Genomic DNA, 22,976 nt, shown 5'->3' on the forward strand with positions numbered 1-22,976 from the left:
TAGTAAATAAAAAGGTCACTCATTTTAGGGAGTGACCTTAATAATACCATCAGTGTTAATGATTGATGATTAATCTTGTTCTTGTTTTTTCAAAGCTGCACCGAGAATATCGCCAAGAGAAGCACCTGAATCTGTAGAACCATATTGGGCAACAGCTTCTTTTTCCTCTGCAATTTCCAACGCTTTGATCGATACTGAAATTTTACGTGTTTTTTTATCAAATGCTGTGATGCGCGCATCAACCTTTTGCCCAATTGCAAAACGCTCAGGACGTTGTTCATCACGATCACGCGCGAGATCAGCACGCCGAATGGTTGTCTCAAGGTTGTGGTCAATCAATTTCACATCAATATCATTGTCGTTAACAGCGATCACTTCACAGGTTACAACAGCCCCTTTTCGCAATTCGCCAGAAGCAGCCGCTTCTCCAACTTTATCACTAGAAAGCTGCTTAATTCCAAGAGAGATACGCTCTTTTTCAATGTCAACATCCAAAACCACAGCTTTAACGATATCACCTTTATTGTAAGTATCAATAACTTGTTCACCAGGACGGTTCCAATCAAGATCAGAGAGATGAACCATACCGTCAACATCACCTTCAAGCCCAATAAACAGACCAAATTCTGTTTTATTTTTAACCTCTCCCTCAATTTGTGAATTGACAGGAAATTTATTGGCAAAAGCTTCCCATGGATTTTCAAATGTTTGCTTTAAGCCAAGAGAAATACGCCGTTTAGAAGGATCAATTTCAAGGACAACCACTTCTACTTCTTGTGATGTAGACAGAATTTTTCCAGGATGAACATTTTTCTTTGTCCAGCTCATTTCAGAAACATGGATCAATCCTTCAATCCCTGGTTCAATTTCAACAAAACCACCGTAATCCGTAATGTTGGTCACAGCACCCGTAATTTTTTTACCAATCGGATAGCGGACACTGATGCTTTCCCAAGGATCACTTTCAAGCTGTTTCATTCCAAGAGAAATACGATGCGTATCTTGATTAATGCGAATAATCTGAACTTTAATCGTTTGACCAATTGTAAGCACTTCAGATGGGTGGTTTACACGCCGCCATGCCATATCTGTAACGTGTAAGAGACCATCAATCCCACCAAGGTCAACAAAGGCACCATAATCTGTGATATTTTTCACCACACCTTCAACGATTTGGTTTTCTTCAAGATTTTGTACAATTTCTGAACGTTGCTCAGCGCGACTTTCTTCTAAGACAGTACGACGTGAGACCACAATATTGCCACGACGACGATCCATCTTCAAAATTTCAAAAGATTGTGCATTATGCATGAGAGGTGAAACATCACGAATGGGACGAATATCAACTTGACTGCGCGGCAAGAAAGCAACCGCTCCATCAAGATCAACTGTGAAACCACCTTTTACTTGGCTAAAGATAACGCCCTCAACACGCGCACCAGCATTGAACTTTTCCTCTAAACGAACCCAACTTTCTTCGCGCCGTGCTTTTTCACGCGATAAAACAGCCTCGCCCATCGCATTTTCAATGCGTTCAATATAAACCTCAACTTCATCGCCAACTTGCAAAGAACCATCTTTCGCTTTAGCTCCAAATTCTTTGAGAGGAATACGTCCTTCGACTTTAAGTCCAGCATCAATAATGGCCATGTCTTTTTCGATTGCAATAACACGACCTTTAACAACAGATCCTTCATTAAGATCATTGGTTTGAAAAGATTCTGTTAAAAGGGCTTCAAAATCCGCTGTTGTGGGATTGTATTGTGACATAAGAACTCCTAATATATACCTTATCTTATAAGGTATGAGCGCTAGGTTAGTGTTAACATGGGCAACCCCTTACCCTTTGTTCCTTGAATAAAGGAAGAAAAGTTAGCGCTAGGCTGGGAGCCGCCTTGATGAATTTATCCAATTATATGCATTTTTATGATTGGATCAATAAAAGTACATGCAATTGCAAATGTTGCCTCTATACTCAATTCTGACGTATCAAGCAAGTGGGCGTTTTTTGCCGGTTTTAGCGGACTTTGTTTGCGCGTTCTATCGCGATTGTCTCGCTGTTCAAGATCGCTAAGAATTTCATGATAATTTGCTTGTCCCTCTTTTTCTAAAATTTCTTGGTAACGACGTTTAGCACGTATCTGAACGTTGGCTAGAACATAAAACTTGATATCGGCATCAGGACAAACGATTGTCCCAATATCTCTTCCATCGAGCACACTTCCAGGTAAAGTTTTGGCAAAATTACGTTGTTTTTCGACAAGAATTTTGCGTACAGCAGGGTTAATCGCTATTTTTGAAGCCGCTTCACCAAATTCATGAGAAGAAAGGAGAGCAGGATTTAAGCTATTAAAATCAAGTTCATTAGCACAAATGATAGCATTTTTTTCATCATTAAGAGCCAATTTTTGTTGTAAAAGCGCATGAGCAACACCACGATAAGTAAGCCCTGTATCCAAATGATGAAGATGATAATGTGCAGCAATTTTGCGAGCTAAGGTTCCTTTGCCTGAGGCAGCAGGTCCATCAATGGCAATAACAAAAGGCTTCAAGCGATTTTTCCCCCAAGTTGTTTTATAAAACGAATAAATTCCGGAAAACTCGTAGCAATCATTCGTTTATCATCAATGGTAACAGGTTTTTCTGATACAAGCCCAAAAATGAGAAAGCACATAGCAATTCGGTGATCAAGATGTGTGGTAACATGTCCACCCCCCAAACCTTTAGCAGAACCTTTCCCATAAACAACGAGAAAATCTTGACCTTCTTCACAGTCTACGCAATTAATTTTTAATCCTTGAGCAACAGCAGACAGCCGATCTGATTCTTTAACACGCAATTCTTCAATTCCTAACATCACTGTTTTGCCTTCTGCAAAGGCTGCCGCAACCGCCAAAGCAGGATATTCATCAATCATCGATGAAGCACGTTCCTTCGGCACAGTAACACCTTTTAAGATCGATGATTTTATCCGTAGATCGGCAACATCTTCTCCACCTGTTTGGCGTTGATTCAAAAATTCAATTTGAGCGCCCATTTCCCACAATGTTTCGATAAGTCCTATTCGAGAATTGTTTATCAAAACATTTTCAATAGTGATATCAGAATCTTCTACAAGAAGGGCTGCAACCATTGGAAAAGCAGCAGAAGAAGGATCTCCGGGAATATGAATCGTTTGTCCAGTAAGATGGGGGAAACCATTAAGATGAATCAAACGCGCACTTTCTTTATCTCTTTCTATTTCAAGTTGAGCACCGAATGCTTTTAACATTTTTTCCGTATGATCACGTGTGAGAACCGGTTCAATAACCGTTGTAATGCCAGCGGTATTCAGTCCAGCAAGGAGAACTGCCGATTTAACTTGGGAGGAAGCTATTGGAACACGGTAGCGAATCGGATTAGCCATTTTGGGACCATAAAGCGTTAAAGGAAGGTGATCGCCATCTGTTGCCTCAATTTCCACCCCCATAAGACGCAGTGGATCAAGGATACGTCCCATAGGACGTTTAGAGAGAGAAACATCACCCATAAAAGTTGTTTTCATATGATAGGGCCCAACCATTCCCATAACCAAACGAGCACCTGTTCCTGCGTTTCCAAAGTCTAAAGGTTTTTGTGCGGCTAAGAGGCAACCATTCCCTGTTCCTCGTACGATCCAGCAGTCATCTTCCTTAATTATACAAGCACCCATAGCCTGCATAGCAGCAGCTGTATTGAGCACATCAGCGCTTTCAAGTAATCCATGGATATATGTTTCACCATTTGCTAACCCTCCCAATATAAGAGAGCGGTGAGAGATTGATTTATCTCCTGGTATTCGAATTTTTCCAGAGAGACTACTCGATTTATAGGCAGTTATAGGGATTGCTTTTTGCATGGAAATTCTATTTAATTCTATCTAAATTGTATGAAATTATGCATTCTTTAGCACAGGCTTTAAAGGGCGTCATGAAAAAATCTACGTGGAACAGTTTATTTATCTTTGACAAAGGCATTATTTTTCGATTAAGCACCATAAAATTTATCTTTTAATGGAATAAAATGAATCAAAGAGGCACGGTTTATGGCAAAACAGGAACTTGGAACGAAACGTGTTGATCCAGAAACAGGAAAAAAATTTTACGATCTAAATCGCGACCCTATTGTGTCACCTTATACAGGAATCTCTTATCCGCGTTCTTATTTTGAGGTTGCAGCAGCTGAAGCAAACAATGAAGAAGAAGTGGATACTGAAGAGCTTGATACTGCACTTGAAAAGTCTGCTTTTATGCTTCTTGAAGAGGATGATGATGGTTCTAAAGATGACGATCTTCCTGATTTGGAAGATAGTGATGTTGATCTTGGTGATGACGATGATACATTTTTATCTCACGATGAGGACGATGAGGATGATGACGTTACCGATATTCTCGGAGGCGGCGTTTCTAATGATGACGATTCTTAAAAGAAGTAAAAGAAAATATCTTTTCCGTTGAATACAAATTCTTCTTGATCTTCAATTTTTATCGTTTTAAAAAAATTGAATTTATAGACTGTCTTTTTGGGGAGAATTTGTTTTTAGGGGCTATAGCTCAGCTGGGAGAGCGCTTGCATGGCATGCAAGAGGTCAGCGGTTCGATCCCGCTTAGCTCCACCAAAAGAACCAGCTCTTCTATCGAGAAGAATCAATTTGGGAAGTTTATGTGCTTTGTAACCTTTCCTCTAGTGCTGTATAGCCTGTATTTTAACGCTCTTATAATGCCCTTTTAATTGTTTGTTGGATTGTAAATTTTACTTTCATGACAATAAAAAGCGATATTATATTTTAGAATTTTTCTTCAGCACTCTCTAGTATTTTGCCCAGATTCAATAGCTAGCGCCAAATGGAAGATTGTGTCCATTGTAAATTTTTCAAACAAAGGAGAACAAAAATATCGAGAGTATCTTCAAATGCATTGTGTTTTGCAAAAGCTTTCTCTCATTTTAGTTTATTAAAAAAAATAACAACTTATTTCATTCGACAATCGGACAAACGACCTTATCGTATCACTCCATAAGAAATTTTTCTCTCAAATTAATTTTATCCCATCAGCTCCTTAATTGAGATTTTCAAAAATCTTCCCTAATACCATCCACAGCTCTTTAATTGCTGTTCATAGAGCTTAGACATCCTTGCCATGCGCTGTGCTGCCTGTGAAAGTGCAGCATTAACATATCCACCACTCCGCGCATAAGCACCATGCCCCATATGATAATTTAAATAAAGGCTATAGGCATCATCAAACCTCACCCCATTACGTCGAACACTTTGGCGATGATACCAAGCAACAAAATCAGCAGCATCTGCAAAATTGGTACGCCATGCAAAAGACCTCCCCGTAGAACGAAGATACATTGCCCATGTACTATCAAGCGCTTGAGAATAGCCATAAGCTGTCGACTGACGCTTCCATGGAATAAAACCAAGTAATTTTTTTCGTGGAGGACGTGCATTGTGACGAAAACTTGATTCCATATTAATGGTTGCAAGAATAATCGACATAGGAATGCCATAGCGCCTTTCTGCTCTTTGAGATGCCTTACCCCAATTATCAAAAAAACCATTTTTTTGTGCTAAAATAGCGCAAGCGTTGTTTGTGTGGATGGGAGCGGTTGTTGCACACCCCCCTAGTAGAAACACCAGTGCCCCTAAAAACAAAAGGTGTCGCATATTCCCTATTCCTCTCGTTTTAGAAATAAAACAAGATAGAGATACTAAAAAATTATTACCAATCAATAAAGAACATGATCTGAACTTGTAATCGTTCAGAAGCTTGCTTTTCTTTATTCGTCATCAACCAAACGCAATGTTTGCGACTGAGCCGATGTTGTCATTTTTATTGATTCAGAGTAATTTTCTTTTAATTCGACAGTTTCAATGCGATTTGCCCGTTTCATAATTTTGGAGGACGATATTAAAATTCCTTCTATATCTTCACCTGCCTTGTGAAAGTGCTTCTGTAGTGCCCGAACACGTATATCCATTCGTCCAAAATCTTCCATTAATTTTGCTACTTCTGATTGAATTAAATGCGCTTGTTCACGCATCCGCGCATCTTTCATAATGGTTTGAACAACTTGGACAGAGAGCATCAATAAAGACGGTGAAACAATAATCACATGAGCTCTATTGGCTTTTTGTACCAATGGCTCAAAATCCTCATAAATTGTTGCAAAAATCGATTCCGACGGTACAAAAAGAAAAGCGGTGTCATGGGTTTCTCCAGGAATCAAATATTTTTGCACAATATCACGGATATGGACTTCCATATCGGTACGAAATTGGCGTTCTGCCTCTTGGCGCTCTTGCGCTGATGCAGCTTTACGCAGAGCATTCCAAGCCTCTAGAGGGAATTTAGCATCCACAACAAGAGAAGGTGCTTTATTTGGCATATGAATAAGACAATCTGGGCGCTTTCCGTTGGAAAGAACTGCTTGAAAAACATAAGCATTTGTTGGTAAGGCATCGGCAATAATAGCTTCCATCCGCCCCTGACCAAAAGTACCACGTGTTTGCTTATTGCTTAAAATAGACTGCAACTGAACAACTTGTCCCGTAAGCGATTGAATATTATTTTGTGCGGCATCAATCACTGCTAAACGCTCTTGCAAACGATTCAAATTTTCATAGGTGGATTTGGTCTGTACCTGAAGTGTTTGACCTATATTGGCTGTCATGCCATTGAGTTGCTCACTGAGTGATTTATTCAATTCAGCTTGCCGTTGACCAAAAATTTCCGCCATCGTTTGCATTCGCCCTTGCATTTCAGCTTGTGTTTTGAGCAAAATAGCCATCTGCTCTTGTGCCTCACGAGCACGCTTGGCAACTTCACTTTCCAAAAGTGCCTTTTTCCGATGAGAATAAATTAACATAAAAAATGCTAAGCAAACGAGTATCAATAAAAGAAGAACACTCAATTTCGTAAAAGACTCATCAGCAAGTATAAAAGAAAAAAACGAATCAAACATGAGAAGTAATATAACGCCCTCATCGTAAAAAAGCGTAAGAATTTGTTATTCAATATTGACCCATACACAAGCATTGATTAATCTGTACCTTATGTCAATGAGACCTTTAGTTACTTTACCAGATCCAATTTTACGGGAAGTGTCCAAACCTATCGAGCATGTTGATGCAGCTCTCCAAAAGCTTGCAGATGATATGTTGGAGACCATGTATCGCGCTAAAGGCATTGGTCTTGCTGCTATTCAGATTGGTATACCGCTGCGCATGTTAGTTATGGATGTCTCTCCAAATGAGGAACCGAAAAATCCGCTTGTTATCATCAACCCTGAAATTCTATGGCTTTCAGAAGAACGTAATATTTACAAGGAAGGTTGTCTTTCTATTCCTGACTATTTTGCAGAAGTTGAACGCCCTAAACGTCTACGTATTCGCTATCAGAACCGTGAAGGAAAACGAACAGAAATTGAAGCAGATGATCTGTTGGCAACTTGCTTACAGCATGAAATGGATCATTTAGATGGGCGTCTTTTTATTGATTATATCTCAAAAATCAAACGCGATATGGTGATACGAAAATTTAAAAAACGCGCAAAAGAAAAAAATACTCAGGAAGCAATTTTGTAATGGCATTACGGTTGAGTTTTATGGGAACACCCAGTTTTTCTGTTCCCGTTTTGCATGCTTTATTGGATGCTGGTCATGATGTTGTCGCCGTTTATAGTCAACCTCCTCGCCCAGCAGGACGTCGTGGTCTTAAACTCATTCCCTCACCTGTGCAAAATGCAGCAGAAGAAAAATCTATTCCCGTATTCACACCTCAAACACTCAAAACAGCCGAACAGCAAGCCCAATTTGCAGCACTTCGTGTTGATGCTGCTGTTGTGGTTGCCTATGGACTCCTCTTACCAAAAGCTATTCTTGAAACACCGCGTTTTGGATGTTTTAATGCCCATGCTTCGCTTTTACCACGCTGGCGTGGTGCTGCGCCTATTCAGCGTGCAATTATGGCTGGGGATAAGAAAACCGGGATGATGATTATGAAAATGGATGAAGGGCTTGATACAGGGCCTATTGCCCTCTCACGCTCTATTCCCATCACTGATACAACCACTATGGGTGAACTGTCAAATAAGCTTTCATATATCGGCGCAGAACTTATGATAGAAACTCTATCAACTTTAGAAAAAGGACAACTCAAACTGACCCCCCAATCAGAAGAAGGCATCACCTATGCTGCCAAAATCAAAAAGGAAGAAACCCGCATTGATTGGACAAAATCTGCTGAATTTATTCATCGATATATTCGTGCACTCTCTCCCTTTCCTGGTTGCTGGTGTAATATGAATATCGTGGGACAAGAAGAACGCGTAAAAATTCTTGGAAGTCGTTTAATAACTGGTCTTTCTCTTGAAATTGGTCGAATAGAACCAAATTCTTTGATTGTCCATTGTGGACAAGGGCTCCTTGAAATAACCCACCTGCAAAGATCTGGTGGTAAAGTCCTTGAGAGCGCAACCTTTTTGCGAGGTGCTCATATTTCTGCTGTTTTTTGATATGCCCCGTTTTAAACTTACTCTTGAATATGATGGATCAAATTATGCTGGCTGGCAGCGTCAAGCAGAGCTTCACACAATACAAGGAGCTCTTGAACAGGTGATTTTCCACTTTAGTGGACAACAATTAACTATTACAACAGCGGGACGAACGGATGCTGGGGTGCATGCTACGGGACAAGTTGCCCATGTTGATTTCATAAAAAACTGGCCTCCATATACTGTACGGGATGCGCTCAATGCTCTTTTACGCCAACAGGGAGAAGCAATTTCAATCTTAAATGTAGAAAATGTCCCTGATGACTTTGATGCACGATTTTCCGCTATCAAACGTCATTATCTTTTTAAAATTCTCAATCGTCGCTCTCCACCAGCCTTAAATGCCAAACGTGTGTGGTGGTTGCCAAAGCCTCTTGATGCTGAAGCTATGCATGAAGCCGCTCAAAAGCTTGTAGGACAACATGATTTTACAACTTTCCGTTCAGCACATTGCCAAGCCAAAAGCCCTATTCGGACCCTTGAACGTCTCGATGTGCAAAGAGAAGGTGAAGAAATCTTCCTTTATGCGCGAGCCCGCTCTTTTCTTCATCATCAAATTCGTTCATTCGCAGGAAGCCTCATGCAAGTGGGGATTGGACGTTGGACAGCTCAAGATCTTGAAGCAGCTCTTCATGCTAAAGACCGTAAACATTGTGGTGTTGTTGCTCCCCCTTCAGGACTTTATTTAACCAAAGTAGAATATTAACTGTCTCACAAAAATGACTTTTTCAAAAACAATTAAGGCAGTTTATAAAAAGAACGAATTTCTTTGAAAGCTTCTGCTGCTGTATTGACAAATTTCACCAAATTAACATCCGTAGGAGCAATTGTACCTTGCGAAGCTAAATATTCAAGATTGATCGCATTGCTCCAAAATTCTTTACCAAACAATAAAATTGGTACCTGTTTCATACGCCCTGTTTGTATTAAAGTTAACGTCTCAAACAACTCATCTAAAGTCCCAAATCCTCCAGGGAAAATAGCTAATGCTTTCGCTCGTACTAAAAAATGCATTTTTCGCATCCCCAAATAGTGAAAATTGAAACACAAATGCGGAGACACATATGCATTAGGCTCTTGCTCATGCGGTAAAATAATATTTAAGCCAACCGTTGGGGCCCCAACATCACAAGCACCACGATTTCCCGCTTCCATGATCCCTGGTCCGCCCCCTGTAACAATCACAAATTCACGATATTCTGTTTTCGCTGAATAAAGGGAACACAAACGTGCAAATTCTCTGGCTTCATCGTAATAATGCGACATAGCATGCAAGTTTTTCTTTTGTGTTTCATTTTTTGCAGCCCACGCTGCTTGCCCAGGTTCAGGAATACGTGCACCACCAAACAAAACAACTGTTGATTGAATATTATATTCTTTAAGTGTTATCTCTGGCTTTAAAAATTCAAGACCAATACGTTGTGAGCGCAGCTCTGGTCGCATCATAAAATCTTGATCGATATAGGCTAAACGATAAGTAGGTGAACACATTTGTGCTGAATTAGAAACTTTATGGATCTGTTGGAGAGCTTCTCTCGTGTGAAGAAGTGGTGTCCAATTTTCTTGTTCTTCTTTTCTTTTTTCTTTACAGCCTTTTTTCATGCACATGTCCTACTTTCTCATCGTTTTATTGACTGAAAACATTTCTTCGCGTAGGTCATAGAGAATAAATCTTGAAGCTTTCAACTTGTTTAACGGAACTCTCGTTATGACCCATCTCACACAACTTGAAATCATTATCGAAAAAGCATTTGATGATCGCGATTCTATCAATACTACCACAAAAGGCGAAATTCGTGAGAGTGTCGAACACACATTGAACCTTCTTGATAAAGGTGAAATCCGTGTTGCAGAACGGCAAAAAAATGGACAATGGCATGTTCATCAATGGTTGAAAAAAGCTGTTTTGCTCTCTTTTCGGCTAAACCCAATGCAAATTATTGCTGGTGGAATCAATGGAACACATTGGTGGGATAAAATTCCCTCAAAATTTTCTGGTTGGAAAGAAAATGATTTTCAAAAAGCGGGGTTTCGTTCCGTTCCTGGAGCAATTGCACGTCATTCTGCCTATATTGCACCAAATGTCATACTCATGCCATCCTTTATCAATCTTGGTGCTTTTGTCGATGAAGGAACAATGGTTGATACCTGGACAACCGTTGGTTCTTGTGCACAAATTGGCAAACATGTTCATCTTTCTGGTGGTGTTGGTATTGGTGGTGTTTTGGAACCTCTGCAAGCAAATCCAACAATTATTGAAGACCATTGCTTTATTGGCGCTCGCTCTGAAGTTGTTGAAGGCTGTATTATTCGTGAAGGGGCTGTTTTAGGAATGGGAGTCTTTATTGGAAAATCTACAAAGATTATTGATCGTACAACAGGTGAAACTTTTACCGGTGAAGTACCAGCCTATTCAGTTGTTGTACCGGGGTCTCTTCCTGGAAAACCACTCCATAATGGTGAAACAGGCCCAAACCTTTATTGTGCTGTTATTGTAAAACGCGTTGATCAAAAAACACGAGAGAAAACATCCATTAATGAGCTTTTACGTGATTAGACACCATGTTGATTGATAATGTCATTTATTGTTTTTCAACTTGAATAACATCATAAAATACAAGGAGTCTCTTATTTAAAATCTTTTCATATTGAATTAATTACTCTCATTTCCTTGCGCATTACAAACGTAAGAAGTGTATGAGTAAGACACACCTTAATACACAGAGTAAAAATGTCCTTAATTAACGCTCTCAAACACCAAGAGCTATCATAACATTTTGAATGCGCAAAAAGTATGATGATAGCAGCACGCGTCTTTATGACATGTAAAGATGATCATACCAAATGGGTTTTATGTCATTTACGGAGGCTTTAGATTATCCTTTTGACAAATACCATTGTGAAATGAGATCGGGTGTGTTGAGAGATATTTCTTTAAAAAAAGGGAGCCAATATGCAACACCAATGTATTTTGTTTAAAGCATTCCATTTTACGTGAGCAACGTAACACAATGAAAAAACACACTATACCCAAAAATGTGAGGACTGAGAAATTGCCATTTAAGAAGCACTCTTTAAGAACCTGAACCAATCAACAAAAGCAAAAGCGCAATCTAATGAGGAAAATACGCCTTTTTTCGTTATTTATTCATTTTAAGCGCTTGAATAAAAGCTGACTGAGGAATTTCTACCTTTCCAAATTGGCGCATCCGTTTTTTACCTTCTTTTTGCTTTTCCAACAGTTTACGCTTACGCGTCACATCGCCACCGTAACATTTTGCCGTTACATCTTTACGCAAAGCGCGAATTGTTTCGCGCGCTATAACTTTACCACCAATAGCCGCTTGAATTGGAATCTGAAACATATGCTGGGGAATAAGATCTTTTAGTTTTTCACACATGGAACGCCCGCGCTTTTCCGCAATCGTGCGGTGTACAAGCATCGATAATGCATCAATAGGCTCTCCATTCACCAAAATAGACATTTTAACTAAATCCCCCTCGGCATAATCCCTCATCTGATAATCAAAAGAAGCATACCCCTTTGAGATCGATTTTAAGCGATCATAAAAATCAAAAACAACTTCATTGAGTGGTAAATCATACGTCACCATAGCACGCGTTCCAACATAGGATAAACCAACCTGTATTCCACGCCGCTCTTGGCACAGCTCTAAAATTGACCCAAGATAGTTATCAGGAGTCATGATTGTCGCTCGGATCCACGGTTCTTCGATGGAAGAAATTTTAACCACATCAGGCATATCTGCTGGATTGTGCAACTCTTTAACAGAACCATCATTCATATTCATACGATAAACAACCGAGGGTGCTGTCGCGATTAAATCCAAATTAAATTCGCGTTCTAACCGCTCTTGAATAATTTCAAGATGAAGAAGCCCTAAAAAACCACACCGAAAACCAAACCCCAAAGCCGCAGATGTTTCCATTTCAAAAGAAAAACTCGCATCATTTAAGCGTAATTTGCCCATGGCTGCACGCAAATCATCAAAATCAGCAGCATCAATTGGAAAAAGTCCACAAAAGACAACTGGTTGCGCAGGCTTAAAACCAGGCAAAGCATTTTCACATGGACGACGCTCTTCAGTAATCGTATCCCCAACCCGTGTATCGGCAACCTCTTTGATAGAAGCAGTGATAAAACCAATCTCACCTGGTCCTAATTCATCAACCTGCACCATTTTAGGTGTAAACACCCCAACGCGCTCAACAGGATATTTTGCCCCTGTCCCCATCATACGAATGGTTTGGCCTTTTTTTAACACACCATCAATGACTCGTACCAAAACGATGACGCCAAGATATGCATCATACCAGCTATCAACCAACATTGCCTTCAAGGGATTTGCACCATCGCCTGTACGTGGAGGGGGTAATTGTGTGACAATTGCCTCCAAAACATCAGGGACACCCAAACCTGTTTTTGCTGATATTTCTACGGCCTCAGATGTATCAATGCCTATCACATCTTCAATTTGTTCTTTAACACGCTCAGGTTCTGCTGCTGGAAGGTCAACTTTATTGAGTACAACGACCAATTCATGGGAATTATCAATGGCTTGATAAACATTTGCTAATGTCTGTGCTTCCACCCCTTGGCTCGCATCTACCACCAACAGAGAACCTTCACACGCTGCCAGTGACCGCGAAACTTCATAAGCAAAATCCACATGACCTGGTGTATCCATAAGATTTAGAATATAGGTCTCACCATCCTGTGCTTTATAGTGTAAACGTACTGTTTGTGCTTTAATAGTAATTCCACGTTCGCGCTCAATATCCATGGAATCGAGCACTTGTTCTTTCATCTCACGTGTGTCAAGCCCCCCTGTTATTTGAATCAAACGATCCGCTAAAGTGGACTTGCCGTGATCAATATGCGCCACGATGGAAAAATTACGAATATAATTACGATCTATTGTCATATAAGGCGATTTAGCAAAGAATAATATAAAACGCAAAGACCAATTATATCTTATCGAGAACCTTTCAAAAGAATATTAACCCCAAAAGCCTCTCAAAACATGAACTTCTCATAGTTTAAAAAATAAGGCTTTTGTTTACTAAATTAAATACCAAAAGGACCTAACATGATCTTTTCACATCTTGTTTGATGACTCATCAGCTGGATAAGCCGGTACGTGTACTATCACACACTTTGCCAACCTCCAATGTTTCGATGCTTCTTAACACTTGAAAGAATTTAGAGGAGGCACGCCTTTTTTATGCAATTTTAACCACATGGCTCCCGCTTACGGCGTGTAAACAAATGATTTGGATTAATTTAACATGAAAAACATTTGAAATGAGAAAATTTTACGGTCTTCAGAGTTCTAACTCAATATGAATAATGTTATATTATCATTATAAATCAATATATTGTATGAATATCGGGTGGACGCATATATCACTTAAATTTTCGATAAAATTTGCGGGAAATGCTTTTTTATTTGTACGCAATGATTTGTTTTTCTAGCAATCTTATATAAAATAAATACATATCGGGAGGGATAGTTTTCTTCTCAACGTTTAAAACTTTAGCAATAGGCTCTATTGCATAGAGTTTTTATGTACTTTTTGTACAACTCCTTTCTTCCTCCATTAAAGATAAAAACATTAACTCTTTTCGATTCATTGGATAATATATTGATTTATAATGATCATTTATTGTTTTGTAATTTAAATGAAAACGCTGCAAGCAAAAAACGCATGCAATAAAATCATCATAGGAAAAGTGCATCGCTAATCAATTTTTTCAATTGCTTTATTTTTTTTACGCCATTGTGAAGGTTGTAATTCAGCAATAATGATCCCAATCAGAATAAACAAACCACCTAATAAAGCCAAAGGAGATAAATGCTCTCCAGCCAAACGCCCAACAATGCCAGCCCACACCGGTTCACCTGCGTAAATGAGTGTTGCACGCGTAGGGGAAATAGACTTTTGTGCCCAATTCATCGCCAATTGAATAATAGCACTCATTAACGCTAATCCCATACCAATACTAAACCATACCCACGAAAATTCAGGAACGCTTTCACCCATCAAAGGCATACAAGAAAATGAAAAAAAACCACTAAAAAATAACTGGATAATGGTCACACGCCGACTATCAACCTTGTTGGCAAAAATTCCGATGAGTATGACTTCTCCAGCAATCGCTAAAGCACCTAACAAAGTCAAAATTTCGCCTTTTGAAAAATCAAAACTTCCTGGCTTTTGTCCTGAAACAAGTACAAGCCCAATAAAAGCAAAAACAATACCAACCCAACAGGCAAAACGGGGAGGTTTTTTAAAAACAATCCATTGCAAGATTGGAACCATCGGAACATAAAGCGCTGTGATAAAAGCCGACTGACTACTAATAATCGTTTGAAGTCCAGCTGCTTGCAAAGCATAACCCAAAAACATGGATAAACCAATTGCCATCCCAGCGAAAACTTCATAAACAGTTATACCTTTTATAGAACGCCAAAAAATTGCTCCACATATTAATGATGCAACGATAAAGCGGAATCCAACAAAAAACAGAGGACCACTATAGCGCATCGCGATGTGAACCACTAAAAATGTAATCCCCCACAATATCGTTGCAGCAAATATTGCCAATTCTGGTTTACTTAATAAAGGATATTTAAACTGTTTTATATTCGTCATGAAAGGCCTTCTCCTCCAATTTTCCGTACAATTTATGAAACAATAAGCGTTCCAACTCCCTGTTCGGTAAACAGCTCTAGTAAAACAGAATGAGGGGTTTTTCCATTTAAAATGACCACACCTTCCACACCATTTTGAAGGGCTTTCACACAAGTCTCTACTTTTGGAATCATGCCTCCTGAAATTGTTCCATTTTTGATAAGCTTCTTAGCTTCAGAAACTGTCAATTCTTTTAAAAGCTTACCCTGTTTATCCAAAACACCAGGAACATCAGTGAGAAATAAAAGACGTTTAGCTTCTAATGCACCCGCAATAGCTCCAGCAAAAATATCAGCATTAATATTATAGGTTTTACCATCCCGACCTGGAGCTACAGGAGCAAGAACTGGTATCATTTCAGAACACGCTAATAGATCCAGTAATGTACGATCGACTTCAATAGGCTCACCAACAAATCCCAAATCTAAAACACGTTCAATATGCGAATCAGGATCAATGACAGTTCTATAAGCCTTTTCGGCAAAAACCATATTGCCATCCTTTCCGCACAACCCTATTGCCCATTCACCCTCAGCATTGATGAGTGCAACAATCTCCTTATTGATGGAACCCGCCAAAACCATTTCAACCACTTCAACGATCCGTTCATCGGTTACCCGTAAACCGTTTTCAAATCGTGATTCAATCCCCATTTTCATTAAAATTTCAGCAATCTGAGGCCCTCCACCATGGACAACAACAGGATTAATCCCCGATTGCTTTAATAGAGCAATATCACGCGCAAATGCTCGTCCCAAAGCGGGATCACCCATAACATGACCGCCATATTTTACAACAACTGTTTCATTTTCGTATTTTTGCATATAAGGTAAAGCAGACGATAAAAATGCTGCTTGTTTTTCCAAAACATCAACAGCACTGTTTTTAGTATCATCCATTAATAGAGCCTCCTTATCACTTTTTACCATCCCTTAGTGAAATTTAGGAAAAGTGAAAACAATAAAACAAAGCTTTACTCTATCTATCCCCCTGAAAATCGTCAAATTTCCTTCAAATTACGAAAACGTAATAACGAAATGAAACAAGAAAACAACTTCCTCAATAAAATTAGCAACGAAAAATTAAACATAATAAGCGCAAAAAACGTCATTATTTTATGATCTTATGCACAAAATCGAAAACAAAATCTTTAAGCTAGGCTGTACAGTCAACTTATTAGTTTACCCTTGTGGATACTTAACAATGAATAGGAATATATACAACCATTGATTTTGTGAAATAAAAATAAAATTTTCTTATAATAATAAAGTTAATATATCACCGACATAAAAATCGCTCAATTGCTTTATCTATATCTTATTTAAAATTGAACCTTAGAAAATATCAATGAAATAATTTACGAAAATGCACGTTATGGGGAGTTATAATAAACTGATTTATAATAATAATTTATATTTTTATAGCGTAAAAAAATAAGAAATTTGAGTAGAAGAATGTTTTGTCATTTTAACTCTCAAATTCTAAATCAATCAAAACCATTGGTTTTCACATTAAAAATGAAATTGATACATGAACACCATATAAAGCTTATAATACAATTTGATTTATAATCATAATTTAACGTTATCCGAATAAAATGCCCTATATTTTAAAGCGGGCTGGGGTTAAGACTATGAAAATAGCACCTATATAATATCGATCATGAAAAGTTAGCTTATTGGGAATAAGATAGATTGCTCAACAGCTTTTTTAGCCTTACTTGATAAGATCTTGCCATTTTAAAATTTTTTATTATGGAGCTTTTAAAAAGAGTTTTGAGTAAAAAATCATAGACAAGAAAGATAAACACAAAATTTGGAACCTTTCCTTTAAAGAAAAAGGTTCGTAAAAGATTTTGTCTGTAAATAACCTGGATTCTTACTGGGGTGGTTCCACCTGATAGCCGCTCATGTGATTTATTCACTGAAGCCTCTACGAAAAAGCCTAAGAACCTTGCATTTTCTAAAAACACTTCATGTGTGCAAGAGGCTTATGTGGCTTGTATTACCGCCTTAAATGACGATCTTTTATGGCACAAAAGATAAATGCCATTAACACTGGAAATATTATCAGTCATTCAGTGTATCCTTCTATGGATAAGCTCTTTTTAAAATGTTATAGGCATTCCAAAGCAAGACTTATCCATAAAATTCATTAAATGTAAAAAACTCTGCGCAGCAGGAGCTTACACTTAAATTAATCGTTTCTTTTTTTTCTTTTCAAACCAAAAGAATGCTTCTCAAAGATAATAAAACAATCGAAAGTTTAATGAAAATAACCTTCCCAAAATATTTTCTCATGTACTCTGGAAACATTCACCTATTTTAACCGGAAATATTTTCAAAAAATTCTTTCATCCGTGAAAAAAAACCATGTGATTGTGGTGAATTCTCATGATTGGAAAGCTTTTCAAATTTTTGCAATAATTCACGTTGCTCTTGCGTAAGTTTCTGCGGTGTCTCAATCGTGATATGGATATAAAGATCACCCCTTGCTTGCTGACGACGCAACATAGGCATGCCTTTGCCTTTAAGACGGAATTGACGTCCATTTTGTGTCCCTTCTGGGATCTTAACACGTGCTTTAACACCATCAAGGTCAGAAACTTCAAACTCTCCTCCTAAAGCCGCTGTTACCATCGAAATAGGGACACGACAGTGAAGATCTGCTCCTTCTCGCTGAAAAAATTCATGCGGTTTAACGGAAAGGAAAATATAAAGATCACCATTAGGACCACCACGAATACCAGCATCACCCTCACCAGAAAGACGAATACGCGTCCCATCTTCAATACCAGCTGGAACATTCACACTTAATGAACGTTTTTTCTCTATGCGTCGTGTCCCCTGACATTTGGGGCATGGATCTGTAATCATTTCACCACGTCCATGACATGTAGGACATGTTCTCTCAATAGAAAAAAAACCTTGTGCAGCACGCACTCGACCAGATCCATGACATGTCCCACAAACTTGCGGACTAGAGCCCTTTCTCGCTCCTGAACCTTCACAAACATCACACGTGACAGCACTAGGAATATTAATTTCTGCAGTTTTTCCTGAAAATGCCTCTTCTAAGGTCACTTCCATATTATAACTCAAATCTGCACCACGTTCGTGACCATCACCACGCTTACGGTGCGCACCTCCCATAATCTCACCAAAAAAATCTTCAAAAATATCAGCAAATCCACCACCGGAAGCAAAACCGCTAAAAGGATTGCCTCCCCCCCCTTGACCACTGCTATTTTCAAAGGCTGCATGACCAAATCGGTCATAAGCAGCACGCTTTTGGGGATCTTTAAGAACTTCATAGGCTTCGCCAATTTCTTTGAATTTTCGCTCTGCCTCTTTATCCCCGGCGTTGCGATCAGGATGATATTGCATTGCCAACTTACGAAAAGCAGATTTCAATTTTTTATCATCACATTCACGAGTCACGCCAAGAATTTCATAATAGTCAACCTTCATCATGTATTCCTGATCGTTTTTCTATCATCCACCTTTATGGATAATATCACTTTTATTTATATTTTTAGCAACAAACTTGCAACTTATCTCACATAATAAAGCCCAGCCTTATATTTCAAAGGCCGGGTTTATAAATTAATCAACACATATGCTGACACTATTTCTTTTTATCATTAACTTCTTCAAAATCAGCATCGATAACATCATCATTCTTTGTCTCTGTTTCAGTGTCAGCGCTCGCTGCTTGTGATGCTTCATACATAGCCTGCCCAAGCTTCATACTGACTTCTGCTAATTTTTGCATCTTTGTTGTTATTTCTTCCGTATCAATGCCTTCAAGCGCAGATTTCAAATCAGATATTGCTGTTTCAATCTGTCCTTTTTCTTCAGCTGATACTTTATCGCCATATTCATTGAGTGACTTTTCCGTTGAATGAATAAGAGCTTCCGCTTGATTTCTAGCTTCAACACCTTCACGGCGTTTTTTATCCTCAGCTGCGTGCTCTTCCGCATCCTGTACCATTTTTTCAATATCAGCATCACTTAAACCACCTGATGCCTGAATACGAATTTGATGCTCTTTACCTGTTCCCTTATCTTTTGCCGAAACATTAACAATACCATTCGCATCAATATCAAAAGTAACTTCAATTTGCGGTATACCACGCGGTGCGGGGGGAATACCAACAAGATCAAATTGAGCCAATAACTTATTATCACTGGCCATTTCCCGTTCACCTTGGAAAACACGAATCGTTACAGCACTCTGGTTATCATCAGCTGTTGAAAAAACTTGCGATTTTTTCGTCGGGATCGTAGTATTACGCTCAATGAGACGTGTGAAAACGCCCCCCAATGTTTCAATCCCCAAGGATAAAGGTGTTACATCGAGCAGCAACACGTCCTTAACATCGCCTTGTAAAACGCCCCCTTGGATGGCAGCACCCATTGCAACCACTTCATCGGGATTAACACCTTTGTGTGGATCCTTGCCAAAGAAGTTCTGCACAACTTGCTGAATCTTGGGCATACGCGTCATACCACCCACCAAAACAACTTCGTCAATCTCACCAGCCTTTAATCCAGCATCTTTCAATGCAGCTTTACAAGGCTCAATGGTACGCTGCACTAAATCATCAACGAGCGATTCAAATTTTGCCCGAGTCAATTTCATTGTTAAGTGCTTTGGACCGGATTGATCTGCCGTGATAAATGGTAAATTGATTTCTGTTTGCTGTGATGAAGAAAGCTCAATCTTTGCTTTTTCTGCCGCTTCTTTTAAACGCTGTAAAGCAAGTTTATCATTCTTTAGATCAATTCCTTGCTCTTTTTTGAATTCATCGGCAAAATAGCCAACCAAGCGCATGTCAAAGTCTTCACCCCCCAAGAATGTATCTCCATTGGTTGATTTAACTTCAAAAACGCCATCTCCAATTTCAAGGACTGAAATATCAAATGTACCACCACCAAGGTCGTAAACAGCAATTGTTTTGCCGTCCTTTTTGTCCAAACCATAAGCTAAAGCAGCAGCAGTTGGCTCATTAATAATCCGTAAAACTTCAAGTCCAGCAATTTTACCCGCATCTTTAGTCGCTTGACGTTGTGCATCATTAAAATAAGCAGGAACGGTAATAACTGCTTGCTCAACTTTTTCACCAAGATAAGATTCAGCTGTTTCCTTCATCTTTTGCAAAATCATCGCTGAAATTTGCGATGGAGAATATTTCTTACCCGCTTCTTCAACCCATGCATCACCATTGTCACCTTTAACGATTTTATAAGGCACAAGTGCTTTATCTTTTTCAACCATAGGGTCATCAAAACGGCGACCTATCAAACGTTTCACTGCAAAAACTGTCCCTTCAGGATTTGTTACTGCCTGACGTTTAGCAGGCTGTCCAACAAGCCGCTCTCCCCCATCAGTAAAGGCAACAACAGAAGGTGTTGTTCGCGCTCCTTCTGAGTTTTCAATAACCCTTGCGTTTTTGCCATCCATAACAGCCACACAAGAGTTCGTCGTCCCCAAATCAATACCAATTACTTTTGCCATATTATAATCTCCATTCAGCAAGCTACCTCAACCTTCATAAAGCATCTTTTTAAGATAGCTCCTCATAACACTCAAAGCTCGTATTCTGCTTCAAGCAACATAAATAATAACAAACCGCAAGTCGCAACAAGCCTCGCTGTCTCGTATATAAGAACAGGATTTTATTGCTACAAGAGAATAATGAGAGAAACATCTCCAAAATAAAAAATTTCTTTTAAAATAGGCACTCTAATAACCTATAAATACCATATTTATGAAAGACTTGAGATCATAATATATTTTTCCCGCAATTCTCAACAAACATATCTGTCTATAAAAATAAAAAAATCATTGAACACGCGCTCTTGAGCTCTCATCATGAATGAAGAAATACTGACACAAAAGCTTTTTAAAAATATCGCTTAAAGGAAAATAACTTATAGCATAAATATTATAAACCTTCCTTAGACTAAAACAGCTCTTATATTTTATGAACCTATTTTTTATGAACCTCCTTCATAGTATTAAATAGTGCTTTTCCAAATGCTCATATTGATAACGATATCATTGATCGATGATCTTCTCTCAAAAATTCTTCTTCTAATAGCCTCATCGTTCATTGCTATTTGAAAGCTGTGCTTTAAATGCACCGAAAAAGCTTTTTCTTAACTGTATCCTTCTAAAATTCGAAAAATAATGCCTCTGTATAAACGCTTTAAAGTACCAAAAGCTGTCGTAATACTAAGAGTTTATCAAGTGTATGATCTTTGTGTATTGTATCTTTGTTTAATAAAGTAATGGTAGATTGTAAATTTTTATCATTTACAAATACTTTTGTGAGATAAAAATAGAAATGTTGAGAGGTGTTTTATCTTCTTAAACATGATTGTCTTTCTTTAAGATGCAAGAATTCTATGATTTCTGTTCTCAGATTAAATCAATTTTATTTTAGTAATTCTTTGCTTTTATTTTAAATAAAAACTCTGCTAAAATAAAAAAACGATTTAAATTATGAGTCTTATGAAGGAGGGTAAATCAATGGTGACATCTATTATCAAGAAAATAACAAATCCCATCTTTAAGAATATAATACATGCACAATATTCATACAAAAAGGTTATTGCAAATATTGTATGTGCTCTTCTCTTTGCGGGTATAACCCTACCAGCAAATGCCCAGCAATATAAACTTGGTGACATAGAAATTCTCAATCCTTGGGTACGTGAAACACCTAAAGGTGCAAAAGTTAGTAGCGGTTATTTCTATATTATTAATCACAGTAATACACCAGATCGTTTAGTGTCTATTTCTACAAACGGCGTAAAAACAACGGAAATGCACACTATGGCCGTTGTTAATGATATTATGAAAATGGAAAAATTGCATAATGGCATTGAAATTCCGGGAAATGGTGAAATAACCCTTAAGCCAGGCGGCGATCATATTATGTTTATGGGGCTTTCACAACCCTTCAAGATAGGTGATAAAATTAGTGCAAAATTGACATTTGAAAATGCAGGAACTATTGATGTTGATTTTTCTGTAAACGCTATGAAAACAACCTCGCCTTCTAAATCCACTCCTGCTCACTAATTATCATAAACACATATTTTACAAAATGAAGAAGCGTGAAAAATCTTACGCTTCTTCATTTTGTTTAATGCCATAACATAAGCAAAAAATTATCCTCTTTGACGCATCAAATATGGTCAACTTCAGGAATACGTAAAACTTGTCCAGGATAAATTTTATCAGGAGATTTTAGCATTGGTTTATTGGCTTCAAAAATAAATGTGTTTTTATTCCCTTGCCCTTTTCCATAAACCTCTTCAGCAATTTTCCAAAGATTATCACCAGACTTAACCTCATAAAAACGAGACGTTTTTTTATGCGTCGTATCAATAACTTTTAATTGCTCAACATCCACAGAAGAAATACCTTGTGAATTGCCAACAACCAGAAGTGCTTTTTCAAGCGTTTCCCTATCTGGAACCTCACCGCTTAAAACAGCTTTACCATCTTCAACTTGAATACTGACTTTTTCTGTATCGAGTTGAAAATGATCAAATGCGGCCTTAAAGTCTTTTTCTTTTGGTTCATGGTCTCCTATACCTAACTTTTCCCCTACAGTTTTAATGAAATTAAAAAATCCCATTATGACCTCCTTTCGTGTAGCAGAAACA

18 protein-coding genes and 1 tRNA gene are annotated in these 22,976 nt (G+C 38.3%); 7 read left to right on the plus strand and 12 right to left on the minus strand.

All coding sequences use genetic code 11. The annotated features are described in order from the left end of the window. Positions 1-69: 69 nt before the first annotated feature. From rpsA to aroA, 3 genes are all read right to left on the minus strand, one after another. Positions 70-1,770, minus strand: a complete 1,701-nt coding sequence (gene rpsA / locus NNJ85_RS03560; protein WP_005774415.1) for a 30S ribosomal protein S1 — start codon at positions 1,768-1,770, stop codon at positions 70-72. 134 nt (positions 1,771-1,904) lie between these two features. Next, positions 1,905-2,552, minus strand: coding sequence for a (d)CMP kinase (gene cmk, locus NNJ85_RS03565; protein ID WP_254473578.1), 648 nt, complete (start codon positions 2,550-2,552; stop codon positions 1,905-1,907). Next, entirely contained in the window at positions 2,549-3,877 is a 1,329-nt protein-coding gene (gene aroA / locus NNJ85_RS03570) for a 3-phosphoshikimate 1-carboxyvinyltransferase (protein ID WP_254473580.1), read from the minus strand. Before aroA ends, cmk begins: the two co-directional genes overlap by 4 nt. Before the next feature lie 186 nt (positions 3,878-4,063). Here aroA and NNJ85_RS03575 point away from each other — a divergent pair, with 186 nt between their 5' ends. Both NNJ85_RS03575 and NNJ85_RS03580 read left to right on the plus strand, forming a co-directional pair. Next, positions 4,064-4,444 (plus strand): TIGR02300 family protein, encoded by a 381-nt coding sequence (locus tag NNJ85_RS03575; protein WP_005774412.1) that lies wholly within the window; start codon positions 4,064-4,066, stop codon positions 4,442-4,444. A gap of 116 nt (positions 4,445-4,560) precedes the next feature. After that, a tRNA-Ala gene (locus NNJ85_RS03580) sits at positions 4,561-4,636 on the plus strand. Positions 4,637-5,101: 465 nt separating this feature from the next. Here NNJ85_RS03580 and NNJ85_RS03585 read toward each other — a convergent pair. Continuing rightward, positions 5,102-5,689 carry a hypothetical protein gene (locus NNJ85_RS03585; RefSeq protein WP_254473582.1) on the minus strand — a complete coding sequence of 196 codons (588 nt, stop codon included), beginning with the start codon at positions 5,687-5,689 and terminating at the stop codon, positions 5,102-5,104. A 113-nt stretch (positions 5,690-5,802) separates the two neighbouring features. Next, positions 5,803-6,987 carry a DNA recombination protein RmuC gene (locus tag NNJ85_RS03590; RefSeq protein WP_254473584.1) on the minus strand — a complete coding sequence of 395 codons (1,185 nt, stop codon included), beginning with the start codon at positions 6,985-6,987 and terminating at the stop codon, positions 5,803-5,805. 91 nt (positions 6,988-7,078) lie between these two features. On the opposite strand from NNJ85_RS03590, the gene def reads away from it, so the two are divergent. Genes def through truA form a run of 3 tightly spaced genes read left to right on the plus strand, consistent with a single transcriptional unit; the run spans position 7,079 to position 9,283 of the window. Then, entirely contained in the window at positions 7,079-7,609 is a 531-nt protein-coding gene (def, locus tag NNJ85_RS03595; protein WP_254473585.1) for a peptide deformylase, read from the plus strand. After that, positions 7,609-8,538, plus strand: coding sequence for a methionyl-tRNA formyltransferase (fmt, locus tag NNJ85_RS03600; RefSeq protein WP_254473586.1), 930 nt, complete (start codon positions 7,609-7,611; stop codon positions 8,536-8,538). Before def ends, fmt begins: the two co-directional genes overlap by 1 nt. Position 8,539: 1 nt before the next feature. Then, positions 8,540-9,283, plus strand: coding sequence for a tRNA pseudouridine(38-40) synthase TruA (gene truA / locus NNJ85_RS03605; RefSeq protein WP_254473587.1), 744 nt, complete (start codon positions 8,540-8,542; stop codon positions 9,281-9,283). 32 nt (positions 9,284-9,315) lie between these two features. On the opposite strand, the gene NNJ85_RS03610 is transcribed toward truA, so the two are convergent. Then, a complete protein-coding gene (locus NNJ85_RS03610; RefSeq protein WP_254473588.1) occupies positions 9,316-10,179 on the minus strand; it encodes an LOG family protein in 864 nt (287 codons plus the stop codon). A gap of 106 nt (positions 10,180-10,285) precedes the next feature. Between NNJ85_RS03610 and dapD the strand changes: the two genes are divergently transcribed. Then, on the plus strand, positions 10,286-11,134 hold the full coding sequence (dapD, locus tag NNJ85_RS03615; protein WP_254473589.1) for a 2,3,4,5-tetrahydropyridine-2,6-dicarboxylate N-succinyltransferase: 849 nt from the start codon (positions 10,286-10,288) through the stop codon (positions 11,132-11,134). A 583-nt stretch (positions 11,135-11,717) separates the two neighbouring features. Here the strand turns inward: dapD and lepA are convergent. From lepA to dnaK, 5 genes are all read right to left on the minus strand, one after another. Next, the gene (gene lepA, locus NNJ85_RS03620; protein ID WP_254473590.1) at positions 11,718-13,523 is read right to left on the minus strand and encodes a translation elongation factor 4; all 1,806 of its coding nucleotides are present in this window, start codon (positions 13,521-13,523) and stop codon (positions 11,718-11,720) included. An 817-nt stretch (positions 13,524-14,340) separates the two neighbouring features. Next, a complete protein-coding gene (locus NNJ85_RS03625; RefSeq protein WP_254473591.1) occupies positions 14,341-15,255 on the minus strand; it encodes a DMT family transporter in 915 nt (304 codons plus the stop codon). A gap of 32 nt (positions 15,256-15,287) precedes the next feature. After that, complete coding sequence (gene argB, locus NNJ85_RS03630; protein WP_254473593.1) at positions 15,288-16,193, minus strand: acetylglutamate kinase; 906 nt, start codon at positions 16,191-16,193, stop codon at positions 15,288-15,290. Between the two features lie 1,425 nt (positions 16,194-17,618). Next, complete coding sequence (gene dnaJ / locus NNJ85_RS03635; protein ID WP_305883488.1) at positions 17,619-18,764, minus strand: molecular chaperone DnaJ; 1,146 nt, start codon at positions 18,762-18,764, stop codon at positions 17,619-17,621. 157 nt (positions 18,765-18,921) lie between these two features. Beyond that, the gene (dnaK, locus tag NNJ85_RS03640; RefSeq protein ID WP_254473614.1) at positions 18,922-20,814 is read right to left on the minus strand and encodes a molecular chaperone DnaK; all 1,893 of its coding nucleotides are present in this window, start codon (positions 20,812-20,814) and stop codon (positions 18,922-18,924) included. Between the two features lie 1,017 nt (positions 20,815-21,831). Between dnaK and NNJ85_RS03645 the strand changes: the two genes are divergently transcribed. Next, positions 21,832-22,386, plus strand: coding sequence for a copper chaperone PCu(A)C (locus NNJ85_RS03645; protein WP_254473615.1), 555 nt, complete (start codon positions 21,832-21,834; stop codon positions 22,384-22,386). Positions 22,387-22,492: 106 nt separating this feature from the next. Here the strand turns inward: NNJ85_RS03645 and lysM are convergent, their stop codons facing one another. Beyond that, positions 22,493-22,948, minus strand: coding sequence for a peptidoglycan-binding protein LysM (lysM, locus tag NNJ85_RS03650; protein WP_005774393.1), 456 nt, complete (start codon positions 22,946-22,948; stop codon positions 22,493-22,495). Between the last annotated feature and the right edge of the window lie 28 nt (positions 22,949-22,976).

The organism is Bartonella sp. B1098 (assembly GCF_944896145.1).
Taxonomy (GTDB): Bacteria; Pseudomonadota; Alphaproteobacteria; order Rhizobiales; family Rhizobiaceae; genus Bartonella.